23 protein-coding genes are annotated in these 22,977 nt (G+C 47.6%); 16 read left to right on the top strand and 7 right to left on the bottom strand.

The window, feature by feature from the left end:
• The first annotated feature begins 47 nt into the window (after window positions 1-47).
• The gene (locus QU605_RS07320; RefSeq protein WP_289724632.1) at window positions 48-401 is read left to right on the top strand and encodes an arsenate reductase family protein; all 354 of its coding nucleotides are present in this window, start codon (window positions 48-50) and stop codon (window positions 399-401) included.
• On the top strand, window positions 398-1,303 hold the full coding sequence (locus tag QU605_RS07315) for a DMT family transporter (RefSeq protein ID WP_289724631.1): 906 nt from the start codon (window positions 398-400) through the stop codon (window positions 1,301-1,303). The genes QU605_RS07320 and QU605_RS07315 overlap by 4 nt, the downstream gene beginning before the upstream one ends.
• On the opposite strand, the gene QU605_RS07310 is transcribed toward QU605_RS07315, so the two are convergent.
• Entirely contained in the window at window positions 1,275-1,751 is a 477-nt protein-coding gene (locus QU605_RS07310; protein WP_289724630.1) for an acyl-CoA thioesterase, read from the bottom strand. The two genes, QU605_RS07315 and QU605_RS07310, sit on opposite strands and share 29 nt — an antisense overlap.
• A 103-nt stretch (window positions 1,752-1,854) precedes the next feature.
• On the opposite strand from QU605_RS07310, the gene QU605_RS07305 reads away from it, so the two are divergent.
• The 6 genes from QU605_RS07305 (at window position 1,855) to QU605_RS07280 (ending at window position 8,263) form a co-directional block, all read left to right on the top strand.
• Window positions 1,855-2,826 (top strand): NAD(P)H-dependent flavin oxidoreductase, encoded by a 972-nt coding sequence (locus QU605_RS07305; RefSeq protein ID WP_289724629.1) that lies wholly within the window; start codon window positions 1,855-1,857, stop codon window positions 2,824-2,826.
• Between the two features lie 11 nt (window positions 2,827-2,837).
• A complete protein-coding gene (locus QU605_RS07300; protein ID WP_289724628.1) occupies window positions 2,838-3,839 on the top strand; it encodes a bestrophin family protein in 1,002 nt (333 codons plus the stop codon).
• Window positions 3,839-4,801 (top strand): YheT family hydrolase, encoded by a 963-nt coding sequence (locus tag QU605_RS07295; RefSeq protein ID WP_289724627.1) that lies wholly within the window; start codon window positions 3,839-3,841, stop codon window positions 4,799-4,801. Before QU605_RS07300 ends, QU605_RS07295 begins: the two co-directional genes overlap by 1 nt.
• Window positions 4,802-4,846: 45 nt before the next feature.
• The gene (locus QU605_RS07290; protein ID WP_289724626.1) at window positions 4,847-5,326 is read left to right on the top strand and encodes a c-type cytochrome; all 480 of its coding nucleotides are present in this window, start codon (window positions 4,847-4,849) and stop codon (window positions 5,324-5,326) included.
• Between the two features lie 78 nt (window positions 5,327-5,404).
• On the top strand, window positions 5,405-5,992 hold the full coding sequence (locus QU605_RS07285; RefSeq protein WP_289724625.1) for a 2'-5' RNA ligase family protein: 588 nt from the start codon (window positions 5,405-5,407) through the stop codon (window positions 5,990-5,992).
• Window positions 5,993-6,136: 144 nt separating this feature from the next.
• A complete protein-coding gene (locus QU605_RS07280; protein WP_289724624.1) occupies window positions 6,137-8,263 on the top strand; it encodes a glycoside hydrolase family 97 protein in 2,127 nt (708 codons plus the stop codon).
• A gap of 2 nt (window positions 8,264-8,265) precedes the next feature.
• Here the strand turns inward: QU605_RS07280 and QU605_RS07275 are convergent, their stop codons facing one another.
• Both QU605_RS07275 and QU605_RS07270 read right to left on the bottom strand, forming a co-directional pair.
• The gene (locus tag QU605_RS07275; RefSeq protein WP_289724623.1) at window positions 8,266-9,240 is read right to left on the bottom strand and encodes a phytanoyl-CoA dioxygenase family protein; all 975 of its coding nucleotides are present in this window, start codon (window positions 9,238-9,240) and stop codon (window positions 8,266-8,268) included.
• A gap of 189 nt (window positions 9,241-9,429) precedes the next feature.
• Entirely contained in the window at window positions 9,430-10,959 is a 1,530-nt protein-coding gene (locus QU605_RS07270; RefSeq protein ID WP_289724622.1) for a SulP family inorganic anion transporter, read from the bottom strand.
• A 196-nt stretch (window positions 10,960-11,155) separates the two neighbouring features.
• Between QU605_RS07270 and QU605_RS07265 the strand changes: the two genes are divergently transcribed.
• On the top strand, window positions 11,156-12,154 hold the full coding sequence (locus tag QU605_RS07265) for an NAD(P)H-dependent glycerol-3-phosphate dehydrogenase (RefSeq protein WP_289724960.1): 999 nt from the start codon (window positions 11,156-11,158) through the stop codon (window positions 12,152-12,154).
• A 9-nt stretch (window positions 12,155-12,163) separates the two neighbouring features.
• Here QU605_RS07265 and QU605_RS07260 read toward each other — a convergent pair whose 3' ends face one another.
• From QU605_RS07260 to QU605_RS07250, 3 genes are all read right to left on the bottom strand, one after another.
• A complete protein-coding gene (locus tag QU605_RS07260) occupies window positions 12,164-13,819 on the bottom strand; it encodes a glycerol-3-phosphate dehydrogenase/oxidase (protein ID WP_289724621.1) in 1,656 nt (551 codons plus the stop codon).
• Window positions 13,820-13,890: 71 nt separating this feature from the next.
• Window positions 13,891-14,226, bottom strand: a complete 336-nt coding sequence (locus QU605_RS07255) for an antibiotic biosynthesis monooxygenase family protein (protein WP_289724620.1) — start codon at window positions 14,224-14,226, stop codon at window positions 13,891-13,893.
• A complete protein-coding gene (locus QU605_RS07250; protein ID WP_289724619.1) occupies window positions 14,223-14,579 on the bottom strand; it encodes a hypothetical protein in 357 nt (118 codons plus the stop codon). The genes QU605_RS07255 and QU605_RS07250 overlap by 4 nt, the downstream gene beginning before the upstream one ends.
• Window positions 14,580-14,654: 75 nt before the next feature.
• Between QU605_RS07250 and QU605_RS07245 the strand changes: the two genes are divergently transcribed.
• The 4 genes from QU605_RS07245 to amaB all read left to right on the top strand — a co-directional run bounded on the left by QU605_RS07245 (window position 14,655) and on the right by amaB (window position 18,180).
• Complete coding sequence (locus QU605_RS07245; RefSeq protein ID WP_289724618.1) at window positions 14,655-15,167, top strand: CvpA family protein; 513 nt, start codon at window positions 14,655-14,657, stop codon at window positions 15,165-15,167.
• A gap of 229 nt (window positions 15,168-15,396) precedes the next feature.
• Window positions 15,397-15,873, top strand: coding sequence for a CAP domain-containing protein (locus QU605_RS07240; protein ID WP_289724617.1), 477 nt, complete (start codon window positions 15,397-15,399; stop codon window positions 15,871-15,873).
• 87 nt (window positions 15,874-15,960) lie between these two features.
• Window positions 15,961-16,500, top strand: coding sequence for a 3-hydroxyanthranilate 3,4-dioxygenase (locus QU605_RS07235; RefSeq protein ID WP_289724616.1), 540 nt, complete (start codon window positions 15,961-15,963; stop codon window positions 16,498-16,500).
• A 126-nt stretch (window positions 16,501-16,626) separates the two neighbouring features.
• Complete coding sequence (gene amaB, locus QU605_RS07230) at window positions 16,627-18,180, top strand: L-piperidine-6-carboxylate dehydrogenase (RefSeq protein ID WP_289724615.1); 1,554 nt, start codon at window positions 16,627-16,629, stop codon at window positions 18,178-18,180.
• Window positions 18,181-18,539: 359 nt separating this feature from the next.
• Here the strand turns inward: amaB and QU605_RS07225 are convergent, their stop codons facing one another.
• A complete protein-coding gene (locus tag QU605_RS07225) occupies window positions 18,540-19,265 on the bottom strand; it encodes a metallophosphoesterase family protein (RefSeq protein ID WP_289724614.1) in 726 nt (241 codons plus the stop codon).
• Between the two features lie 257 nt (window positions 19,266-19,522).
• Between QU605_RS07225 and QU605_RS07220 the strand changes: the two genes are divergently transcribed.
• The 3 genes from QU605_RS07220 (at window position 19,523) to QU605_RS07210 (ending at window position 22,977) form a co-directional block, all read left to right on the top strand.
• Window positions 19,523-20,023, top strand: a complete 501-nt coding sequence (locus QU605_RS07220; RefSeq protein ID WP_289724613.1) for a DUF3575 domain-containing protein — start codon at window positions 19,523-19,525, stop codon at window positions 20,021-20,023.
• 63 nt (window positions 20,024-20,086) lie between these two features.
• Entirely contained in the window at window positions 20,087-21,040 is a 954-nt protein-coding gene (locus QU605_RS07215; RefSeq protein WP_289724612.1) for a carbohydrate kinase family protein, read from the top strand.
• On the top strand, window positions 21,037-22,977 hold the full coding sequence (locus tag QU605_RS07210; RefSeq protein ID WP_289724611.1) for an alpha-amylase family glycosyl hydrolase: 1,941 nt from the start codon (window positions 21,037-21,039) through the stop codon (window positions 22,975-22,977). The genes QU605_RS07215 and QU605_RS07210 overlap by 4 nt, the downstream gene beginning before the upstream one ends.

Below are 22,977 nucleotides of genomic sequence, written 5' to 3'. Positions count from 1 at the left end.
AACCTTACTTTTGAAACCGAGAAACACTGGGCAATGATATTGGTCTTATGAAAAAATTCTATTACCTAAGTACCTGTGACACCTGCAAGCGCATTCTAAATGAACTGGCGCTCCCAGGAGACTTCATCATGCAGGATATTAAATCCGATCCGATTACCGCGGCAGACCTGGAAATAATGCGGGATCTCGCGGGCAGTTATGAGGCCCTTTTCAGCAAGCGTGCACGACTCTATAAGGAACGGAACCTGAAAAATCAGGCCCTGGGTGAACCGGATTACAAAAGACTAATCCTGGAACACTATACCTTTCTGAAAAGACCGGTAACCGTCCTTGAAAATCAGATTTTTGTTGGAAATGCTGCCAAAACCGTGGCTGCTGCCAAAGAAGCCCTTCACTCTTGAGCAAAAGAACCCTAGCCATCCTGGCGGCCATAGGGGCCACCACCATTTACGGCCTGAATCATACCATTGCCAAGGGTGTAATGCCACACCATGTCGGGGCGTTTGGCTTTATTTTTCTCAGGGTTAGCGGAGCGGCCATCCTGTTCTGGTTCATTTCCATTTTCGGCCCCAAAGAACGCATTGAAAAACGAGACTGGGGCCGGCTCCTGCTCTGTTCTCTTTTTGGGATGGTCATCAATATGCTAGCCTTCTTTAAGGGTCTGGAATTGTCCACCCCAATCAACAGTTCGGTCCTCGTCACGATTACCCCGATTATTGTTACGGTACTTTCCGTTTTTTTAATCGCCGAAAAAGTAACCCGCATTAAAGTGTTGGGAATACTTATGGGGCTCGCAGGGGCGCTCGCACTTATCTTTATGAACGAAGGCGAACAGGTAAACGCCCCCAATATTCCATTGGGCAATGCGCTTTTTATCGTCAATGCGACCAGCTACGGCCTGTATCTCATACTGGCTAAAAAGCTTATCGAAAAATATCATCCCTTCACCCTGATGAAATGGCTTTTTACAATTGCTTTCGCGATCAACTTTCCAATTACGGTATCTCAGTTTATGGAGATCAACTGGATGGATATCCCCCCGGCAGGTTTGGGTGCCATAGCGTTTGTCATTATAGGAACTACTTTTCTGACGTACCTCTTTAATGTTTTTGCGCTGACAGAGTTGAAAGCGTCCACGGTGAGTGCTTTTGTCTATGCGCAACCCGTTATAGGCATTCTCTTTGCCCTCCTTATGGGCAAAGACAAATTATCCCTGCTGACATTTGGGGCTACCCTGCTCGTGCTTTTTGGGGTTTACCTGGTAAGCAAACGCCCTAGGGCAGGTCTTTCCTCGGAATCCTGACCGGTCGCGTATCTTCTTTGGTAAGTACCCTGAAGCCTGCTCCCTTTTCCACGTCTTTGAATTTTACCTGCATCTCAGGGGTAGGGCAGGTAAGCTTGCGTGAGGTAAGATTCATCCAGGCGCCCATGAGCTGGGCGTGTGCTGCCTGCTTGCCCTGGTGGTTGTAGATGTTGTGGTGAAATTCAAAAAACATCCCGTCTTCGCTCAACCCTGTGATTTCCAGGGAAACCTGAACCGGATTTCCCGGCAACACTTCCTTGAGATAATAGACGTGTTCGTAAAATACGATGGGGCCAATATCATTAGAATTAAGGTACTCCAGGTTAAAGCCGAGATCGTGAAAAAAAGCCATCCGGGTATGACTCATAAAGCTGATAAAGGCAGTATTGCCCAAATGGCGGTTCGCATCCAGGTCATTCCATCGAATTTCTACGGGTTTCAAGTACATAATCCTATCGCATTGAGAAAACGTCAAAAATACGTTGAATTTAAAAACCGTTTTTCCGCTGCCCTTTATTTTATCCTTATTTTTAGCCCTATAATATATTCCCATGAGTGAGAAACCCGCCTTTATAAGCACCCTGGACCTGCCAATTATTGCAGCGCCCCTGTTCCTGATTTCCAACCCGGAACTCGTGATCGCCTGTTGTAAGAATGGCATCGTAGGTACCTTTCCGGCACTAAACCAACGAAGTAGTGAAGGCTTTGAAGCCTGGTTAATTCAAATTTCAGAAGCCCTTGAAGCCTTTAAAAAGGAAACGGGCAAAACTCCTGCACCCTTTGGAGTCAACCTTATAGTACACCCTTCGAATCCCAGGTTGGAGGCCGATTTAAGACTATGCGTCAAACATAAAGTGCCTTTGATTATCACCTCCCTTGGTGCCGTCTCCCAAGTGGTAGATGCGGTCCACAGTTATGGCGGACTGGTCTTTCACGACATCATCAAAAAGAGACACGCCGAAAAAGCGGCTCAGGCCGGTGTGGATGGGCTCATTCTCGTTTCAGCTGGAGCGGGGGGACATGGAGGGATCATGAATCCGATGTCGCTGATTGCCGAAGTACGCAGTTTTTATGACAAAACCCTCATCCTTTCGGGTTGCATCAGTACCGGGCGCGATGTAGCCTCAGCACTTCAGATGGGTGCGGACCTCGCCTATATGGGGACGCGGTTTATAAACACTGAAGAAAGTGCAGCTCCTCCGGAATACCGGGATATGATCATCGAGGCGGGAGCAAGTGATATTGTCTATACTGCAGCAATTTCAGGGGTTCATGCCAATTTCCTGGGGCCGAGTCTCAGGGCGGCCGGACTTTCTGAAGAAGACCTTAAGAAGGATGTCAAAATCGATTTTGGAAAAGAACTCGACACAGAGGCAAAGGCTTGGAAAACAATCTGGTCTGCAGGGCAGGGGGTAGCCACGATAAAAGATGTTTTGCCAGTCGGTGAACTCGTCGAACGCCTTCGCACAGAGTTCCTTGAAGCATTGGAATCCCAAGCCGCTGTATTGGATCACTACCGTTAACCGCAGGTTGTATGTATGTTAAGAGGAACATGGGGGTAATACCCATAATTTTGGGTACCTGGAAAAACCTTGTGTTTTTTACGGTTTGGACCTCGTTCATTTTCTACCTGTATTATTATCAGGGGTGGACCTTTATTTCTATCGCTTTTGAGCCGCTCTCCGTAATCGGAATCGCTGTATCCTTTTATCTCGGTTTTAAGAACAGCCAGAGCTATGATCGTTTCTGGGAGGCCCGCAAGATATGGGGGTCTATTGTGAATTACTCCAGAACATGGGCTACCCAGGTACTGAGCCTTGTACAGGAAAGCGAGGAAGACAAAAAGATTTTGATATACCGGCACCTGGCCTGGATCAATGCCCTGAGAATACAGTTGAGAAGACCCAGTACTTTCTCCATGAAACCCAGGCGATCCTTTAAGCGTATAATCGAAGTGTTTCAAGAGGAATCCTCCCTGGAGAAAGTACTTGAACCCTTTATTTCTGAAGCCGAATTAAAATCCCTGGAGTCCCGAAAGAATGCAGCCACGCACCTTATAAAAAATCAGGCCCTTCATCTTGAACAATTGCTCAGCCAGAAGCGGATCTCTGAATTTGACAAATTACTCCTTCATCACCTGATGGAGGAAATGTACAATCAGCAAGGCGGATGTGAGCGTATTAAAAACACTCCCTTCCCAAGACAATACTCTTATTTCGGGACGGTTTTTGCCTGGATTTTTGTACTGCTACTACCCTTTGGGCTGTTGAATGCTTTTGATGAAGAATTCAATTCATTGTCGGGTACAGCCCGAATATGGATGGAATTGGCAGCCATTTCACTTTCTGTCCTCCTGTCCTGGATTTTTATCACCATGGACAAGGTTGGGAGTAATAGTGAAGATCCTTTTGAAGGAAGATTCAACGATGTAGCCATGACGGCTATTTGTCGAACCATTGAAATCGATTTGAAGGATATGCTCGATGAAGAATCCCTTCCTGAAAAGATCGCGCCAAAAAACAATATTTTGTACTGATGCCTCTGATTTCATCTGATTTCAAGCCTTCCATTCCCTTTCGGAATGGCCACGCCTCAACCATTTACTCGGCCCTCCTGCGTAAACCTGTAAAGCCAGGACAGGAGCGAGAGCGCCTGATTTTACCCGATGGGGACTTTCTGGACCTTGACTGGACTCGTAAGGATGAGCCGCGGGATCGCCTTATCCTGCTCTTACATGGGCTGGAAGGAAATGCGCAACGCCCCTATATGCTGGGTAGCGCAGGAATCTTTAGCGAAAATGGCTACGATGTCTGTGCTGTAAATTTCAGGGGATGCAGCGGGGAGCCCAATCTGAGATTTCGCTCCTACCATTCCGGTGCCACTGAGGACCTCAGTGCTGTACTTCAACATATTCTCAAAAGGTATGACTACGAAAAGATTTTTCTGAAAGGATTTAGTCTTGGTGGTAATCTGATCCTGAAGTTTCTGGGAGAACGATCAGAACTTACCCGGCACATTACCGCGGCCGCAGTGATCTCGGTCCCCTGTGATCTGCACGATTCCCTGATTCAACTCAACCGACCTGCAAACTGGCTCTATGCCCAGCGTTTTCTTAAATCCCTGCGCGAAAAAGTTGCTGAGAAACAAAGTCGTTTTCCGGACGCCTTAGATCAGGGGGGTGTCGATCAGATTAAGAGCCTGAAGGATTTTGACGACATCTATACGAGTCGGGCACATGGGTTTAAAGATGCCCTGGATTACTATCAAAAGTGCAGCAGTCTCCAATTTATCGAAAGCATTGCTACGCCCACCCTTTTGCTGAATGCCAAAAATGATTCTTTCCTGGGCGCAAAATGCTATCCGGAAGAACGCTGCAGGGACCATGCCTATGTTCATTTTGAAAGTCCCCGTTTCGGTGGCCACGTGGGTTTTGTGACTGCTGGAAGCTATTACTACAGTGAAAAGAGGAGTCTGGAATTCCTGAGTTTCGTGAAGTAATCCGCTATTTACTATATTAGGGGCTCAGTTAAGAAATCAGAGCTTATGAAACGAATCCTTTCAGGTATTGCAATCACGATGCTTCTTTTCGGATGTGGCGAAAAGAAAGAAACAAAAAAAGACGGTTTTGAGATGAATCGTTCCAAAACAGAGGAAGTACAGGCATCAGCCGCTGAAAGCGTGCCCGTAGACCTCGATAATAAGGGGGTAGGTCCCATAACTTCTGTAGATTTCGGAGAAGAAATTGATATGGAACTTGCCAAGGCCGGGGAGACAAAATATCAAATGATTTGCACCGCTTGTCATATGGTCGGACAGCGGATGATCGGACCTGACCTCACTGGGGTCTATACCCGCCGAAGTCCGGAATGGGTGATGAATATGATTCTCAATCCCGATGGGATGCTTAAAGAGGACCCCATAGCAAAAGCACTGCTCGAGGAATATAACGGAGCCATTATGCTCAATCAGAATCTTTCTGAAGCAGATGCCCGGGCCCTGGCTGAATACCTGAGAACCCTGTAAGCGTTCGATACTTTTACAAAAAACCGGGCCGGCACTTGTCGTGCCCGGTTTTTTTGTTGTCCCTTAGACTATTTCCAGATGCCGGCCAAGCCTGAAAAAGAAATTCCGGAGATTAAAAAACAATACTTTATTGGCCTTGTTCCCAACTCCGGGATCATGAATAGCGTCCATGCCCTAAAAACTGAAATCAGGGATCGATTCGGTGCGGCACATGCGCTTAAATCTCCTGCACATATTACCCTTCAGATGCCGTTTCATAAACTTGAAGCTGAGGAACCCCGGCTAATCACTTGCCTGAGGGAATTTGCATCACGCGAAATGCCTTTCCACGTAACCCTGGATGGGTTCGACTGTTTTCCGCCCCGGGTGCTCTTTGTGAAAATACGGGATCATCTCCCTCTGCAGGAACTACAAGCCCGGCTAAAAGCGCATTTGATCTCCGAATTGGGATTCCCGTCGCCTTCCAAAAAAAGGGTTTTTCACCCCCATATGACCATAGCAACCCGGGATTTAAAAGAAGCCGATTTTGAGCAGGCCTGGAGTGAATTTAACTCGCGAAATTTTCAGGACTCCTTCAACGTTTCCAGCCTGTTTTTATTAAAGCACAACGGCAAATTCTGGGACATTTACCGGGAGTTCCCCTACCATGGTATCTTATACGAATAGCGGTTTTCCCGTATACCCGATTGGGAATTCTTCCTATCTTTAGATTTGAAAATCCCTGGAATTACTGCTGAAACCTGGAAGTCCATTTCGTTTATACTTTGAAAACGGCCTATGCAGTAAGGATTCTAAACAAACCAAAACCTTATGAACCGATTCTTTCTGACTGTATTTATTCTCGCCCTGTTACTCGCAATCAGCGGTTGCCAAAACGCAACTGAACAGGATATGCTATTGTTGTCGTCTCCCCAAAAGACCCACGGTGTAGCTGTTTATTTGGATGATTCTGGCCGTCCGGGTTACCGGGTATTGCGAGACGGCAAGCCCGTTATTGACAGCTCGGCCCTGGGCTTTGAATTCAAAGATCAACCGGCCCTCATGGATGGGATGCAGTGGGTGGAAAGCAGCCTGACTTCAGAAGATGAAACCTGGGAGATGCCCTGGGGGGAACAACGCGAGGTCCGCAACAATTACAATGGGGCCCGCATTGTTCTCAAAGAAGAAGCGTCCCCTGGCCGGCAGTTAATTCTGCATTTCAGGGCCTATGAGGATGGTATTGCCTTCCGGTATGAATTCCCCCGGCAGGAAGGAAGGGACAGCCTTCGGATCACGGAGGAAAAATCAGAATTCAATCTTACAGGAGATCATATGACCTGGTGGATACCCGGGGACTGGGACATTTATGAGCACCTCTACAACACCTCCCGTGTCTCGGAAATAAACGCCCTTACCAAACAGGATCATCCCAACCTTGCTTCCACCTATATTCCGGAAAATGCAGTGAATACCCCAGTGACCATGCGTTCCGAGGAGGGGCTCCATTTGAGTTTCCACGAGGCGGATCTTACAGACTACGCCGGGATGACATTAAAGGTCGATCCCAAGGACCTGAAACTCACCAGTGCCCTGGTAGGTTCCGACCGCCTGGGATATAAAGTCAGAGGCGCCCTACCCTTAAAGACGCCATGGCGGACAATCCAAATTGCCGAACGAGCCGGTGACCTTATTGAGTCCAGGCTCATTGAGAACCTGAACGAGCCAAATAAATTGGGTGATGTCTCCTGGTTCACCCCGATGAAATACATCGGGATCTGGTGGGAAATGCATTTGGCAATAGCCACCTGGGACTACGGGATGACATTGGATGAGAAGGATCAGTGGGTGGATACCGGGAAAGCCCATGGAAAACACGGGGCCACCACGGAAAACACCATGCGTTATATCGATTTTGCAGCCGAAAACAATATCAAAGGGGTGTTGGTTGAAGGCTGGAATACAGGTTGGGAGCGTTGGATCGGATTTGAGGACAGGGAAGGCGTATTCGATTTTGTCACTCCCTACCCGGATTATGATATCGAAGCCCTCGCCTCCTATGGACGGGAAAAAGGTGTGGAAATCATTATGCACCATGAGACCTCGGCTGCCCCCAGAACCTATGAAAAACAATTAGACACTGCCTTTGCCCTGATGAATAAATTGGGAATGCATTCCGTAAAGACCGGCTACGTGGGGAAACTCATCCCAAAAGGCGAATACCACCACGGGCAATGGATGGTCAACCACTACAGAAAGGTCCTGGAAACGGCTGCTAAATACCAGGTAGCCATCAATGCCCATGAACCGATCAAAGCGACTGGCTTAAGAAGGACCTACCCGAATGCCATTTCCCGTGAGGGGTTGCGCGGACAGGAATTCAATGCGTGGTCTGTAGAAGGAGGCAATCCTCCCGAGCACCTTCCCATTGTAGCCTTTACCCGAATGCTTGCAGGCCCAATCGATTTTACCCCGGGTGTGTTCGACATCGGGCTCACACAAAAACCCGAAAGCCAGGTAAACACGACCCTTGCCCAGCAGCTGGCCTTGTATGTTGTGATATACAGCCCCATACAGATGGCTTGCGACCTTCCCGAAAATTATGAAGGCCAGGCCGCATTTCAATTTATCCGGGATGTGGGTGTGGATTGGGAACAATCCAAAGTACTCAGCGGGGAGGTGGGGGATTTTGTTTCAATTGCCCGCGAAGAACGGGATACAGGTAACTGGTTTGTAGGGGCCATAACCGATGAGAACCCGAGGGATCTGGAAATCGATTTCAGTTTCCTGCCCGATGGGATTTCCTTCCAGGCAACATATTATAAGGACCATCCCGAAGCGCATTTCCGGGAAAATCCAACAGCTCTTGAAATAGAAAAACAGACGGTAAACAACTCCTCACAACAGACATTTCATCTGGCGCCGGGAGGAGGGTTGGCCATAAGCCTGATTCGGGAATAATCTCACCAGTGCGCCAGGCCGAGAAGCTTTTGGCCAAGCTCGGACAAACGGGCGGTTTTGTATTTTTCCTGCTCCCATTTTCTCGGGTCACCGGGGAATGCATACCCTTCAGGAGCGACCCGGTTTTTCCAGGAATGAATTCGCCATTGCCTCAGAGCTTCATTATCGGGTTCGGCGGGCATCATGGAAATATACTGGGCGATCCTTACCTTATCCTTAGAAAGGTTAGGACGGATTCCATGAGGTAAAAGGCTATTGAAGATCATCAGGTCCCCTGCTTCAAGAGCTACCTTCACCAGTTTATCTTCCAAACCGCTGATGTCCGGTTGAAAATGATCCCGATCCTCCGGCTGATCCTTTTTCCACGCCTCATAATTCCTGTAGAGCCATGGAATGCACTGAAACCCGCCCATTTCGGGATCTGTCTGATCCGAGAGCGCCAAAACCCCCTGTACATTCTGAGGTCGGGTGTCCGGGTCATAGTCCCAATGAATAAACCCCTTTTGTTCATAGCCCGGGCGTGAAGGGAAATTCAGGTTGGCCCGGTCAATGGTTACCCAGAGTTCCGGAGTTCCCCAGATATCCACAAAAGCCTTGTAGATCTTTGGCTGCTGTCGATTATCCCATAAATGCTGATGATTGTATACTTCAACCATTCCCGTTCCGGCCAATTCCTTCATTTGCATTTCTGCCCTTGGCGGAGCATACCAGGTCGCGGGGTTCTCCGGGTCTTTTTCCTCAAATTCCCACAAAAATTTAGCTGTTTCTGTCGCCTGGGCTTTAGAAATAGCCTGTTTAATAACGACGTACCCCTGTTCGATCCAATGTGTCCAATCTGTCTCGCTAAGCAGGCATAAGGGTTGGCCTCCGGAGCGATCGTTCAGTTTTTTCGTACTGCTCGTGGCCGTTGAAGGATTTCCCGGGATCGCCTCATGGGCTTTGTTGGCCATTTCGATGTTTTTTGAGGGCTTCTCCATAACGCTGCCTTTTAAACGATTCAGCCTTCAGGTAGTAGACCCGTAAAACTGTTTCAGCTTGCTCAAAACAAGTTAAGGAATTTTCCAGAGGTATGGGGCACAAAACCTTAAACGCAGAAGGGTTTGTCACCTCTTATGCCTTGAAAGAAAGCCCGGTCGCTTCAGCCGGGAATCGAAAGGAGAATCAGGTCACAGCGTATCTGTAATGACCTTGTAGGTAGGATCTTCAAGAACGTTGACCTCAATGATCTCATCGGCGTTTCTGAGCAATTTAAGACAGTCCGAACTGAGGTGTTTCAAATGCACCTTTTTGCCCACTTTCAGGTACCGCTCTGTAAGCTTGTTCAAAGCTTCTATTGCAGACATGTCTACGATCCGGCTTTCCTGAAAGTCAATAATGACTTCCTGGGGATCTCCCTGTACATCGAACTTTTCGTTAAAAAGTCCAATTGAACCAAAAAACAGCGGACCGTATATCTCGTAGTGTTTAACCCCTTCCTCATCGATATATTTCCGGGCCCGGATTCGCTTTGCATTATCCCAGGCAAAAACCAGGGCGGAAATGATTACCCCCACCAAAACAGCCAGGGCAAGGTTGTGGAGGAATATGGTGACCAGGGTGACCAGAATCATCACCAGAACATCCGATTTGGGCATCCTCCGGAAAGTGCGCAGACTGGCCCATTCAAAGGTTCCGAGTGCCACCATAATCATCAATCCGGTAAGTGCAGCCATAGGTACCCTTTCGATCAGGGGTGCACCAAACATAATAAATGCGAGGAGCATAAGGGCCGCAACAATGCCTGAAAGTCGTGCACGTGCCCCATTCGAAGTATTGATAAGGCTCTGTCCTATCATGGCACAACCCCCCATACCCGAGAAAAATCCGGACAGTATGTTCGCCGTTCCCTGGGCCACGGCTTCTTTATTACTATGACCCCGGGTTTCTGTGATTTCATCAACAATATTGAGGGTCAGTAAGCTCTCAATGAGGCCCACTCCTGCAACCACAGCGGCATAGGGGAAAATTATGGTTAAAGTCTCAAGGGTAAGCGGAAGGGATGGTATATGAAACGGCGGGAAACTCCCCTTTATGGAGGCGATGTCGCCGATGTTTCTGGTGGGGATATCAAATACCAGGACAATGCCAAATACGACCAGGATCGCAACCAGGGAAGCGGGTACCACACGGCTCAGTCTGGGAAGGAGCCATATAATTCCCATGGTCAGAAATACCAATCCGAGGAAAGTCCACAACAACATTCCTTCCATCCACTGCCCATCTGCGGTTTTAAACTGATCCAGTTGGGACATAAATATGATGATTGCCAGCCCGTTTACAAAACCGAAAATCACGGGTTGCGGAACAAGGCGCATAAACTTCCCGAGCCTGAGTACCCCGGCGGTAACCTGTAGTAGCCCAGCCAGAATAACCGTGGCAAAAACATATTCCACCCCGTGGGAAGCAGCAAGCGAAACGATGACTACTGCAACGGCCCCCGTCGCCCCTGAAATCATCCCGGGTCGTCCTCCAAAAATTGAGGTGATGAGTCCCATGACAAATGCCGCATAGAGTCCGGTCAGGGGTGAAAGGCCGGCAATAAGTGCAAATGCAATAGCCTCGGGCACCAAAGCAAGAGCCACGGTAAATCCCGAGAGGACTTCCGTCCGGTAATCTACTTTCTGCGAAAAATCAAACAGGTTGAGGTATTTCTTCAAAACGCTATTTTAAGGCCGCAAAAATAGCATTATTAAACGGGGGTGCCCTAAAATGGCCCGGAAATCTCAGGTTTAGGCCCCAAAACAGCTGGACTTCAGCGCCCGGAGACAGATCTGTTACATGCAGCTTCTGAATGCCCCCACTCAGGACTGCTTAAATTTTTGAGTACTTTTGGACGCAAACCTGATCAGCGTAATGGAGTTTCAAAAATTTGCCGTCCTGGGCGGAGGAAGCTGGGCCACTGCCATCGTGAAAATGCTTTGCGAAAATCTGGATGAAGTTTGCTGGTATATGCGCAATTCGGATGCCATTGACTATATCCATGAACACGGACATAATCCGAATTATCTGACTTCGGTTTCTTTTGACACCGCAAAACTCAGCCTTACCGACGAAATAGACCAGGCGATTTCCTATGCTGACGTTTTGATCTTTGCCATTCCTTCCGCCTTTCTCGAGGCCGAATTATCAAAGATTCACGTTAAGCTCAAAGGGAAGACTATTTTTTCAGCCATCAAAGGGATCGTCCCGGAGAGCGGGAAGATTGTAGGCGAACACTTCCACGACAATTACGATATCCCATTTAAGGATATTGGGGTGATTACAGGCCCATGCCATGCTGAAGAGGTAGCGCTGGAACGATTATCCTACCTGACCATTGCCTGTGCCGACCCAAAGAAAGCAGAACAGGTCGCCAGTGCACTCCGGAGTTCCTACATCAAAACCAAGGTCAGTAAGGACATCATAGGCACCGAGTACGCAGCCATGCTGAAGAATATCTATGCGATCGCCGCAGGGATTGCACATGGACTCGGCTACGGGGATAATTTTCAATCCGTCCTGATGAGCAATGCCATCCGGGAAATGAAGAGATATACAAAACGCCTCTATAATATCGACAGGAATATCAATCACTCGGCGTATCTCGGAGATCTGCTGGTAACCGGGTACTCCATTTTCAGCAGAAACAGGATGTTCGGCAATATGATTGGTAAAGGCTATACCGTGAAAAGCGCCATGATGGAGATGAATATGGTAGCTGAGGGGTATTATGCCGTCAGCAGCGCCTATAAAATCAAGGAGGATTTCGAGAAAAAAGTAAAGACCCCGATTATAGATGCGGTGTATGAGGTGCTCTATCAGAACAAAAACCCGAAAAAAGTATTTGCCCGACTTGCCGATCGAATAAGCTGATACCCGCAATCAAAGCTCAAAGGAGCTGTGTTGTTTTATTTGCAGTTTCATTTCCGCAACCCATCCCGACATTACCCCCGCGCTCGCGTTTAACCTGAGCGCGCATTCTTCTGCGACCTTTTCCAGGTATTTCCCAATGCTTTCAATATCAAAATAAAGCCTTCCTGTCCTGCGAATTAAAAAATCCATAGGGTTGTGTATCATCTCGTGATCCAGAGCGAAATGAAGCTCCGCTTTCATAAGACGCCAATAAGGATCCGGGTCTTTGAGGTCGCTGAAAATACGCAATATCCGATCTGTCTGTTTCCCGTAATTCGTCACCAAAAACCATGCGTCATAAGCGGTTAACCCTTCGGGTTCAAGCCTGGCCTGAACCTGAGCTATGTATTTTGAAACCTGTTTGAATTTGGTAAAATCACTTCCATTGAGGGGGATCTGATCCGTTGTGCACGCCTTGAGTTCTCTGCCCTCGAACTCCTCAAAGTCCTCCGCAATGCGGTTTACGACCCGTTCCGCCATCTTTCGGTACCCGGTCAGTTTTCCGCCTGCAATACTGATGAGACCGGAATCTGAAGTAAAAATCTCATCTTTCCGCGATAGCTCAGAAGCCGACTTCCCCTCCTCGTGAATCAGAGGCCTGAGACCTGCCCATGAAGAAATGATATCCGACATTTCAAGTTCTATGGACGGGAACATATTATTGACGGCAGCGATAAGGTAAATGGCATCCGCCAAATCTGTATGAACCTCATCTTTGTCTGCATTGTAGGTCGTATCGGTTGTTCCGACATATGTGATTTTTCCTCTGGGAATAGCAAAGATCATTCGCCCATCGGGGACGTCAAAATAAACAGACTGCTTTACAGGCAGTTTCTCATGCGGAAAAACCAGATGCACCCCTTTGGTCAGGTGTAGCCTTTTTCCCTTTTTGCTCTGGTTCACGCTCCGGAGTTCATCCACCCAGGGCCCGGCAGCATTTATGACATATCTGGAGGTGATCTCAAAACTACCTCCCCCTATACCATCCGAAACGACAACCCCGCTTAACTGCCCGTCGGTTCCGTATAGGAAATCGGTAACCTCAGCATAGTTGAGCGCCTTTGCTCCAAAGTGAAGTGCTGTCTTTATGTTTTCGATGGTCAGTCGCGAATCATCTGTCCTGTATTCCGCATAGTACCCGGCCCCTTTTAAACCTTTTTTTGGTAAAAGTGGCTCCAATTGGAGGGCTTCCTTTTTCTCGAGCATCCTGCGTTTATCGTCCCCGCTTACCTGTGCCAGGATATCGTAAACCTTGAGTCCGATTGACGTTAACCATTTGCCATATGACCCGCCTTCAATCAAGGGAAGCAGCATTTTTTCAGGGAGGACCAGATGAGGCGCCAGTTTGTGGACAATGGCGCGTTCAGATCCCACCTCCTTGACAAGCCAGAAATCAAATTGTTTCAGATAGCGGAGCCCCCCGTGAATCAATTTTGTGGATTTACTACTGGTGCCCGAAGCGAAATCCCCCTTCTCAAGCAGTACAACACTTAGTCCTCTCGAAGCTGCATCAAGGGCAATCCCAGCCCCGGTGATCCCTCCACCGATTACGACGAGATCCACCTCTTTCAGATTCGCAATATCTTCAGAACGATTCAGGGCGGAGAATGATACCGGATTTAGCATAAAGGATCGGGATTTAGTCAAAAATAGGGCTTTCGCGAGGCGCTTCCAACCCGGGCAGGGTTAAGGAATCGCTATTTCTTCGAATCCGGCCCAGGGGCGGGTTGTTTTTGAAAATCGTACTCCCGTTCCACTTTACAAATTCGAATCCGGTAGGACTCATACCAATACTTTCTTCCGCGTTCCTGTGCGATGAGGTGCTCAGCGTTGGTTTTCCAGTCCGCAATACTTTTGAGGGAATCCCAGTAACTCACAGTGATTCCCAATGTGTCCCTGGCGTATTCCACTCCCAGAAAACCGGGTTGCGAAGCTGCCAAATCATGCATGCGCTGGGCCATTTCAGCATAAGCGCTTTCATCCCCGGATGTGCGTTTGGAAGTAAAGATCACCGCGTAGTATCCCGCCGTCATTCCAAATAGCTTTTCTCTGTAAAATACGAGACAATAGCCTCTTTCATCAGGACGGATTGCTCCCCTGCCTTCAAGGTCGGAAGCGCTTCCAAAAGGGTATAATGAGGCCAGCCTTCCTGATCAAAATGATCGAATGCATAGTAACCATAAGGTTCCAGCAACCTGCAAATCGCAATGTGCATCAGGTTTATTTTTTCGTCTTTCTTAAATTTCCGGTGCAGCTGCCCCAGTTCCTGAACCCCGATTAAATAAATAATGGCATCAAGGTCCAAGGGGTCCCCATCTGCAAATTGATCAGATAGTTTACGGGAGAGTAAATCCCACCTTTCTTTAAGTAACGGATCTCGTGACATATGCCCTTGTTAAAATACACTCTTGGATGACGGCCAAAGGTACAAATCAATGTCTATATTTGTTGAAAGCAGATTATGAGTATAGTGGATATCATTCTCGGAGGGCTTTTGCTTTTCGGCCTCTACAAAGGCTGGAGAAACGGTGTGTTCGTCGAAATAGCTTCCGTAGTGGCCCTTATCGCTGCTTTTTACGGAACCATCCATTTTTCCTATATCACTGCGGGGTATCTCAGTGAACAGCTGGACTGGAATGAAACCTTTATCAAAATCTCAGCCTTTGTAATTACCTTCCTCGCAATTCTGATCGGGGTGAATTTACTTGGAAAATTGCTCTCAAAAGCGGCGGATTTTGCGATGCTCGGTTTCCTGAACCGTATTGCTGGGGGTATTTTCGGGATCGTTAAGGTCGCTATTATCCTTGGAGTCCTGATGAGTTTTCTGGAACGGGCGAACCAACCCCTTGACCTCTTAGCTCCTGATGCCTTTGAACAATCCATTCTTTACAAACCGATCAAAGATTCAGGATCGCTGATCTTCTCCGGGATACTTGAACCCGAATTCCTACACGATAAGAAATCATTTCTGTAAACTTATTCTGACTTTACAAGCTTTCTTTTCGTGCTTTAGGTGTGATATTCTGACCTGAATTTATTGCATTTCATCCGCTCTCCGTTAGGATCAGGCCTTTAATCGAAAAATCGAGTGCTAATCTCCTTACTTTCTGATGTTTTAAGTAATATTAAACTTCCCATCCGAAAGGCGGGAACGAGAACAACCCTTTCTTATCTGAGTAGTTAGCCTGCAAGCAGAACACTATATGAAAATGAAATTGCAGCACGCTTTATTGGCATTTTGCCTGGTCTTTGTCATGTCCTGTTCCAAGGAAGCCGAAGAACCTATTTTTTCTGTGGCGGAGAACGTAACCGCAATGGAAGGTGAATTACTGGATTTAGTCAATGCCCATCGCGAATCAGTTGGGGAATCTGCACTAATTTTCAGCAGTATTGCCTATGATTATGCCAATGCGCATACCGACTATATGATTGCTTCCGGATCCCTGAACCACGACAACTTCACCGCACGTGCCTCGGGAATTTCCTCCAAAGTCGCCGCCAAGGCTGTTTCTGAAAATGTGGCCAGAAATCACAATACGGCAGCTCAGGCTCTTGAAGGCTGGTTAGCAAGCGATTCCCATAAAAAAACAATGGAAGGAAACTTCACCCATACCGCTATCAGCATTAAAAAAGATGCGCAGGGCAATCTTTATTACACCCAATTGTTTTATCTCCAGTAATTTCCACCTACATCCTTAAACCCCGCATCCTCCCTGTTGGGTCTGTCTTTTTAATTATATTTAGAGACACAATTCAGACCCTGTTCTATGGAAATTCGCGCTCCTTTTAACCTTGACAAATGGATAGAGGAACACCGGGAGGAATTAAAGCCTCCGGTAGGAAATAAAAATCTCTACAAAGAAGCTTCCGATTATATCGTCATGGTAGTCGGAGGCCCCAATGCCCGCAAAGATTATCACTACAATGAAACTGAAGAACTCTTTTATCAGCTCGAGGGGACTATAGAGGTCCACGCGCAGGTAAATGGTAAAAAGGAAATCCTGAAACTGGGCCCTGGCGATATGTATCTTCATCCCGCAGGAGTGCCTCACTCCCCGGTCAGGCATGCGGGTTCAATCGGCCTGGTTATCGAACGTCGGAGAGAACACCTCAACCTGAGAGACGGGTTGTTGTGGTATTGCGATTCCTGCAACCATAAATTGCACGAAGTCTATTTTACGCTAAAAGACATTGAAGCGGATTTCCTGCCGCATTTTGAAGCTTTTTATTCCTCTGTGGAGTTGCGCACTTGTGACCGATGCGGCACGGTTATGGAAGCCGATGCGCGATTTACCTCAAAGGATTAACCAACGCTAAAAAGCGGTTTTAACGCCTTTTGTAGTCTAAAAAGATTTATGGGTCATCGGTCTGTACCCCCGATAGATTTTGTAATTTTGTGCTGATTTAATAAAACAAATTTAAAGCACAGTACAATGGCAGAAGTGGCACTTGATTTTGGAATGGAACAGGCTCTGAAAATGCTTGGAATCGAAGAATTGAACCCAGGCTCATCCACCGGGAATTCATGGTTTGCAAACGGGGAGATACTCCAAAGCTTTTCCCCTGTCGACAATTCGCTGATCGGCAAAGTACAAACAACGACTAAAGCCGATTACGACAAAGTCCTTTCTACTGCTACGGAAGCTTTTAAAATATGGCGTAAGGTCTCCGCCCCAAAACGCGGGGAAATAGTCCGGCAATTCGGTCAGCGTCTGCGGGAGCTAAAAGAACCTTTGGGTAAATTGGTTTCCTATGAAATGGGGAAATCCTATCAGGAAGGCCTGGGGGAGGTACAGGAGATGATCGATATCTGCGATTTTGCAGTAGGGTTGTCCCGGCAACTTCATGGATTGACAATGCATTCGGAACGACCTGAGCACAGGATGTACGAACAATATCATCCTCTGGGAGTGGTCGGTATTATCTCGGCCTTTAATTTTCCCGTAGCGGTATGGAGTTGGAATACGGCCCTGGCCTGGGTATGCGGGGACGTCTGCGTATGGAAACCCTCTGAAAAAGCTCCTCTGTGTGGGGTGGCCTGCCAAAAAATTGCCGCTGAGGTTTTCCAGGCCAATGGGATGCCTGAAGGAATTTCATGCCTTATCAATGGCGACTATCGGGTAGGGGAATACCTGACCCACGATACCCGTATCCCCTTAATTTCGGCCACTGGCTCTATCCGAATGGGTAAAATCGTCGCTCAGGCCGTTGGAGCGCGTCTTGGCAAAACACTACTGGAACTCGGCGGAAACAATGCCATTATCGTCACACCGGATGCCGATATTAAGATGACCATTATCGGGGCTGTTTTCGGGGCAGTAGGAACGTGTGGACAGCGATGTACTTCCACGAGAAGACTCATTATACACGAATCGATCTACGATCAGGTAAAAGACGCCCTTGTCGCGGCCTACAATCAATTGAAAATCGGCAACCCACTGGATGAAAACAATCACGTGGGTCCGCTGATTGACACAGACGCCGTAGCCATGTACAAAAATGCCCTGGAGAAAGTAGTGGCAGAAGGCGGAAAACTTCTTGTTCCCGGCGGTGTGCTGGAGGGTGAGGGCTTCGAGAGTGGATGCTACGTAAAGCCCGCGATTGCAGAAGCTGAAAATCATTTTGAAATCGTTCAGGACGAAACCTTTGCACCCATCCTGTACTTGCTTAAATACAAGGGGGATGTTGAAAATGCAATCGCCATCCAAAACGGTGTCCGTCAGGGATTGTCTTCAGCAATTATGACCAATAATTTAAGAGAAGCGGAAACGTTTCTTTCAGCAGGAGGAAGCGATTGTGGTATTGCCAATGTGAATATCGGCACTTCGGGGGCCGAAATCGGAGGCGCATTCGGAGGAGAAAAAGAGACCGGCGGCGGCAGAGAATCGGGTTCTGATGCCTGGAAAATCTATATGCGCAGACAGACCAATACCATAAATTACAGTACAGGTCTTCCGTTGGCTCAGGGAATCAAATTCGATCTTTAAGAGGGATTTTCAGGGACTCAATTTGAGATTCTTTTCGGGTGGTTCGACCACAGCATTTTGGCTGAAGGTAAAAATCCGCTTTGCTCCCTAACCGGGTCAAAACGGATTTTCAAACTAACCAAACTAATCCAAAATAAAATCCACTTGGATGAAGGTCCTGTAGAAGGAGTAGGAAACTTTTCCGATCAAAAGAAAAGTGAGGACCTCCTAAGCGGCTTTTCGGTAAATTCTCAAATCTTTTCAAAATCCCATAGCGGATTTGTATGAGCGGCATACATCACTGTATGATTGACAGAATTTGCCGCTGACCCTGAAAGAATTTTGCGTTAAAATGGTCCGAGTACTACACTTTGAGGTCGTTAATTGCGCCCCGCTTCTTCCGGGTAAAGCAAATGTACCGGGGTGCTCTGCCAGACCTTTTTAGAAGCAACTTCCAGGATCGAAAGTGGGCCCTTGTGTGCAGCACCGGTATCTACATTCCATACATTACCGCGTCTGTAAGGGACTGTAATCCCGATTTTGGTCAGGGCAGTATGTCCTATAAAAATCTCATGATAGCACTTGAGGCGAGAAGGGTAGACCACGTCATTACTTAGTAAGTCAGGATTCAGGGCTAAAGCCATTTCCCAAAGTGTTCGATCCCAGTAAAAATTTTTTGAAAAATACTCGTGGGCCACACCTTTGGGGTTTGTAAATCCGGCGTGAACATAAAGGCGATTCCCCTCATCGAGATAATAATCCTGTAGGGATTCCAAAAAGTCTATATGCGCTTTTCGGGTTGCAGACCCAATACCTGTATATGATTTTTGCGTTGCCTCCCCCCCAGCCTGAAGCCAAAGGGGATTCTCCTTTCCTTCTTTGAGCCATCGAAGACAAAGTTCATCGTGATTTCCCCGGATAAAAAGACACTTAAACCCTTGTCGAAGCTCCATTAGAAAGTCCAGGGTATTCGCAGCATCGCTCCAACCATCGACATAATCCCCCAGGAAGATAAGCGTGTCGTCCGGGTCCGGCCGGGCTTGATACAGCACTTCCATCAATGCCTTCAGTCCCCCGTGAATATCACCAATTACATAGGTTCTCATAAAAATACTACTGTAAATATCAGTGGGAAATCGCGACAGCAACACCCCTTGCCGATCCCGGTTGTGAAAGGTACGACCGGACAATGATTTTTGAAACGCAACAACGATATTTATGCCACATTTTTTGGCTTAAATCTCTTTTCTACCTACTTTTCAACTCCTTTAGAACGGTCTGATTTCATCACTTCGGACTTGTAGCTTAGACCTAAAATCAAGCGTAAAAGGTAATACCTTTATATCCCTAACCCGGCCATCCGATGCAAAGAAAGATCCTCGTGTTTTTTATCTTCCTGATCATGGGCCAGACGCTGAGTCTCCGCGCGCAAAATGACACCACAAATGACTTGGGCGTTAATGAGTTAAAGCTAAATGCCGCCTATTTGCTGGCGGGTTTTGCGGAAATCTCTTATGAACGTATTCTTGGTGAAGACTCTGCCCTTGGTCTTTCTCTTGGATTTGCCCTTGACAATTCCATTGATTATCGCTTTAATGCCATCCCTTATTATCGCCTGTACTTTGGCAAAAAGAAGGCGGCCGGATTCTTTGCAGAAGGGAATGGGGCATTTTTTTCAGAGCGGACCAGCAGGTCAAATACAGCTCTTGGGGCGGGATTGGGGCTTGCTATTGGGGGTAAGTTTATGACAAAAAACCAGTGGATTGCAGAATTGTTCCTGGGGGTTGGCCGGAACTTCGTGAATAATGATCTGCTTAACGATGTCTATCCGCGTGCCGGTATTTCGATCGGCAAGCGTTTTTAGTATCCGGACCAGCATGGTTGCTGTAAGTCTGTAAGAATAGGGCTTTACTTAAAGAAAAAAGAAATGAAAAAAGTCTTTTGCATCGGTGAATTACTCATCGATTTTGTGGCTGAAAACCAGGGGAGTGATCTCAGGAAGGCCTCTGTTTTTACAAAGAAGGCTGGAGGCGCACCGGCTAACGTAGCCTGTGCTATTTCCAAATTAGGAGGGAACAGCGCCTTTATTGGCTGTATCGGAGAAGATCCGTTTGGGAATTACCTGGAGCATATCCTGATCGAAAACAAAGTCGACACCCTTCATCTGCAGAAATCAGATACGTTTACCACCCTTGCTTTTGTTTCCATTGCTGAAAACGGAGAGCGGGATTTTGTGTTTAGCCGGGGTGCCGACCGGGAACTCAAATACCTCCCCAAAATCAAATCTGAGTTCAAGGGAAATATGCTGCACCTCGGGGCTGCCACTGCCCTCCTTGGGGGACCGTTGGAAGCCGCCTACGGACATTACTTTTTCGATGGCCTGACGGAGCGGGCTTTTATCAGTTTTGATCCGAATTTTCGGCAGGATTTATGGAAACGACGGGAATCCGCCTTTATAAAAAAATGCATCCCATTTGTCGAGAAATCGCATCTGTGCAAATTTTCGCTTGAAGAAGCCCAGCTCTTAAGCGGCAAGGAGGATCTTACAGAAGCCTGCGCCGTTCTGCACGATGTGGGTGCGGAAGCTATCGTAATAACCCTCGGTAGCGAGGGGACCTTTCTCAGCACGGGAACCCGTCATGGGGTTATTCCCAGCATAGCCGTTCAGCCTGTGGATACGACGGGTGCAGGAGATTCATTTATCGGTTGTTTGCTCTATTTGTTGTCTGGCCTGGACGATCCGTCCGAAGTAACCGGAAACTTCGAATTTCTAATGGAAATGGTCCGGAAAGCGAATGTGGCGGGAGCACTTACCACAACACAATTTGGAGCCATCCCCTCCCTCCCCAGCCAGGAAGAACTCAAGCAAGCCCTAAGATGAACCAGGCCGCCATACACAAAACCCTTACGGGTCATATTGGAAAGGCACCCACAAACGCGAAACTCAAGGGGTTATTCGAGACAAGGCTTGCCGCCAATTATACCCTGATTCAGGATTTGTTCTTCTCTCTTTATCCGGACAGCGCCCATAAGCAGCATTTTACAAAACTTCAGGATCTGCTGCCTGAACTCTTCAGCAGGCGATCCAGGGAATTGAAAATACAGGATCTGACCCGTCAAATGGAGGGAAATTGGTATCAATCCGGGGACTGGGTCGGAATGCAACTCTATGTGGACCGGTTTTGTGGAAACCTTAAAGCCCTGGAAGAGAAAATCCCCTATTTCGAATCGCTGGGCATCAATTTCCTGCATTTGATGCCGATTACCAAAAGACCTTCAGGGCCCAATGACGGGGGTTATTCCGTGAACAGCTATACGGAAATCGACCCTGTCTTCGGAACTGCCCGGGATTTTGATCGCCTCACCGCAGCATTTCGGGATAAAGGTATTTGCCTCATGCTCGATTTCGTGGTCAACCACACCTCTGATGAGTTTCCGTGGGCGCTAAAAGCAAAGCGAGGTAACCCGGAATTTCAGGAGTTTTATTACACTTTTCCAGATAGGAATCTCCCGGATCTTTATGAACTAAGCCTGCCGGAAGTGTTTCCAGAAACTTCACCCGGAAATTTCACCTACTCTCCCGAAATGCGGCGATGGGTCATGACCGTGTTCAACTCCTATCAGTGGGATCTGAATTACACCAATCCAGAGGTATTCCTGGCTATGCTGACGAACCTGGTTGATCTCTCCAACAAAGGGGTTGACGTGATCCGCTTTGATGCCCTGGCCTTCCTATGGAAAAAAATCGGCACAACCTCCCAAAATCTGCCAGAGGCGCATCAGTTGATCGCGCTCTTCAGACTGTGCCTGCAAGTGGTTGCCCCGGGGGTAATTATTCTGGCAGAAGCGATTGTGGCCCCGCATGAAATCATAAAGTATTTCGGAAAGGGTATTCTTAAAGGGAATGAATGCGAAATCGCTTACAACGCAACCTTTATGGCCTGTTTATGGAATTCCGTGGCCACTAAAAAAACCGGATTACTACGCCACAGCATCAAAAACATTCCTACAATACCCGACTCGTGTACCTGGATCAATTATATCCGATGTCACGATGATATCGGGTTGGGATTTGACGATTCCCACATTGCCGCCATGGGATGGGATCCTCAGGCTCACCGACGTTTCCTGCTGGACTATTTTTGCCAACGGATGGAATGGAGCCCGGCCAAAGGAGCCGTTTTTATGTATAACCCCCTTACAGGCGACGGCCGGATAACAGGAAGTACTGCTTCCCTTTTGGGACTCGAAAAGGCCCTGGAAGAAGGAGACGATTCAAAAATCGATTTAGCCGTTGGCAGAATCCTGATGCTTTATGGAATTATCCTGGCCACTCCGGGGATCCCCCTGATCTATGCGGGTGACGAAATTGCAATGCTCAATGACTATTCCTATATGGCGGAACCCGATAAAGTCATGGACAGCCGCTGGATCAACCGTCCCATACACGACTGGGAAACGGTATCTGGGCTACCTTCCAAAAAATCGCATTCCTCAAAGGTTTTTTACGGGTTGCAACACCTGATTGCATTGAGAAAACAAAAGGGCTGTTTTGCAGATCATTACAACATTCAATTTCACGATGCCGGCAATGAACACCTTCTCGTTTTTGAAAGAGGGGCGGGATCTTCAAAAGGCATCCTGGTACTGGCCAATTTCGACGATAGCCCGCAGGTCGTAAATACTTCCCTCTTAAGCGCTTTGGGATTTATCAAAAATGGAAAATATCACAACCTGATCGATGGCACAACCAGGCAGGTTCAGAGTGGATTGCTCGAACTTCCCCCTGCAGATCTGTTGTGGCTTACAAAGTATTGA

This window comes from Robiginitalea aurantiaca (assembly GCF_030380815.1).
Lineage (GTDB): Bacteria > Bacteroidota > Bacteroidia > Flavobacteriales > Flavobacteriaceae > Robiginitalea > Robiginitalea aurantiaca.
Note: the sequence above shows the minus strand (reverse complement) of the source record. Positions and strands in the feature narration are given on the sequence as shown.

What these genes read in the sequence shown, in the direction of transcription:
- QU605_RS07220 (WP_289724613.1), top strand. Translation starts at nt 19,523, where the DNA reads ATGCAAAGAAAGATCCTCGTGTTTTTTATCTTCCTGATCATGGGCCAG.
- QU605_RS07255 (WP_289724620.1), bottom strand. Translation starts at nt 14,226, where the DNA reads ATGACGGCGGGATACTACGCGGTGATCTTTACTTCCAAACGCACATCC.
- QU605_RS07225 (WP_289724614.1), bottom strand. Translation starts at nt 19,265, where the DNA reads ATGAGAACCTATGTAATTGGTGATATTCACGGGGGACTGAAGGCATTG.
- QU605_RS07320 (WP_289724632.1), top strand. Translation starts at nt 48, where the DNA reads ATGAAAAAATTCTATTACCTAAGTACCTGTGACACCTGCAAGCGCATT.
- QU605_RS07215 (WP_289724612.1), top strand. Translation starts at nt 20,087, where the DNA reads ATGAAAAAAGTCTTTTGCATCGGTGAATTACTCATCGATTTTGTGGCT.
- amaB (WP_289724615.1), top strand. Translation starts at nt 16,627, where the DNA reads ATGGCAGAAGTGGCACTTGATTTTGGAATGGAACAGGCTCTGAAAATG.
- QU605_RS07280 (WP_289724624.1), top strand. Translation starts at nt 6,137, where the DNA reads ATGAACCGATTCTTTCTGACTGTATTTATTCTCGCCCTGTTACTCGCA.
- QU605_RS07290 (WP_289724626.1), top strand. Translation starts at nt 4,847, where the DNA reads ATGAAACGAATCCTTTCAGGTATTGCAATCACGATGCTTCTTTTCGGA.
- QU605_RS07285 (WP_289724625.1), top strand. Translation starts at nt 5,405, where the DNA reads ATGCCGGCCAAGCCTGAAAAAGAAATTCCGGAGATTAAAAAACAATAC.
- QU605_RS07235 (WP_289724616.1), top strand. Translation starts at nt 15,961, where the DNA reads ATGGAAATTCGCGCTCCTTTTAACCTTGACAAATGGATAGAGGAACAC.
- QU605_RS07300 (WP_289724628.1), top strand. Translation starts at nt 2,838, where the DNA reads ATGTATGTTAAGAGGAACATGGGGGTAATACCCATAATTTTGGGTACC.
- QU605_RS07250 (WP_289724619.1), bottom strand. Translation starts at nt 14,579, where the DNA reads ATGTCACGAGATCCGTTACTTAAAGAAAGGTGGGATTTACTCTCCCGT.
- QU605_RS07265 (WP_289724960.1), top strand. Translation starts at nt 11,156, where the DNA reads ATGGAGTTTCAAAAATTTGCCGTCCTGGGCGGAGGAAGCTGGGCCACT.
- QU605_RS07260 (WP_289724621.1), bottom strand. Translation starts at nt 13,819, where the DNA reads ATGCTAAATCCGGTATCATTCTCCGCCCTGAATCGTTCTGAAGATATT.
- QU605_RS07275 (WP_289724623.1), bottom strand. Translation starts at nt 9,240, where the DNA reads ATGGAGAAGCCCTCAAAAAACATCGAAATGGCCAACAAAGCCCATGAG.
- QU605_RS07310 (WP_289724630.1), bottom strand. Translation starts at nt 1,751, where the DNA reads ATGTACTTGAAACCCGTAGAAATTCGATGGAATGACCTGGATGCGAAC.
- QU605_RS07245 (WP_289724618.1), top strand. Translation starts at nt 14,655, where the DNA reads ATGAGTATAGTGGATATCATTCTCGGAGGGCTTTTGCTTTTCGGCCTC.
- QU605_RS07295 (WP_289724627.1), top strand. Translation starts at nt 3,839, where the DNA reads ATGCCTCTGATTTCATCTGATTTCAAGCCTTCCATTCCCTTTCGGAAT.
- QU605_RS07305 (WP_289724629.1), top strand. Translation starts at nt 1,855, where the DNA reads ATGAGTGAGAAACCCGCCTTTATAAGCACCCTGGACCTGCCAATTATT.
- QU605_RS07210 (WP_289724611.1), top strand. Translation starts at nt 21,037, where the DNA reads ATGAACCAGGCCGCCATACACAAAACCCTTACGGGTCATATTGGAAAG.
- QU605_RS07240 (WP_289724617.1), top strand. Translation starts at nt 15,397, where the DNA reads ATGAAAATGAAATTGCAGCACGCTTTATTGGCATTTTGCCTGGTCTTT.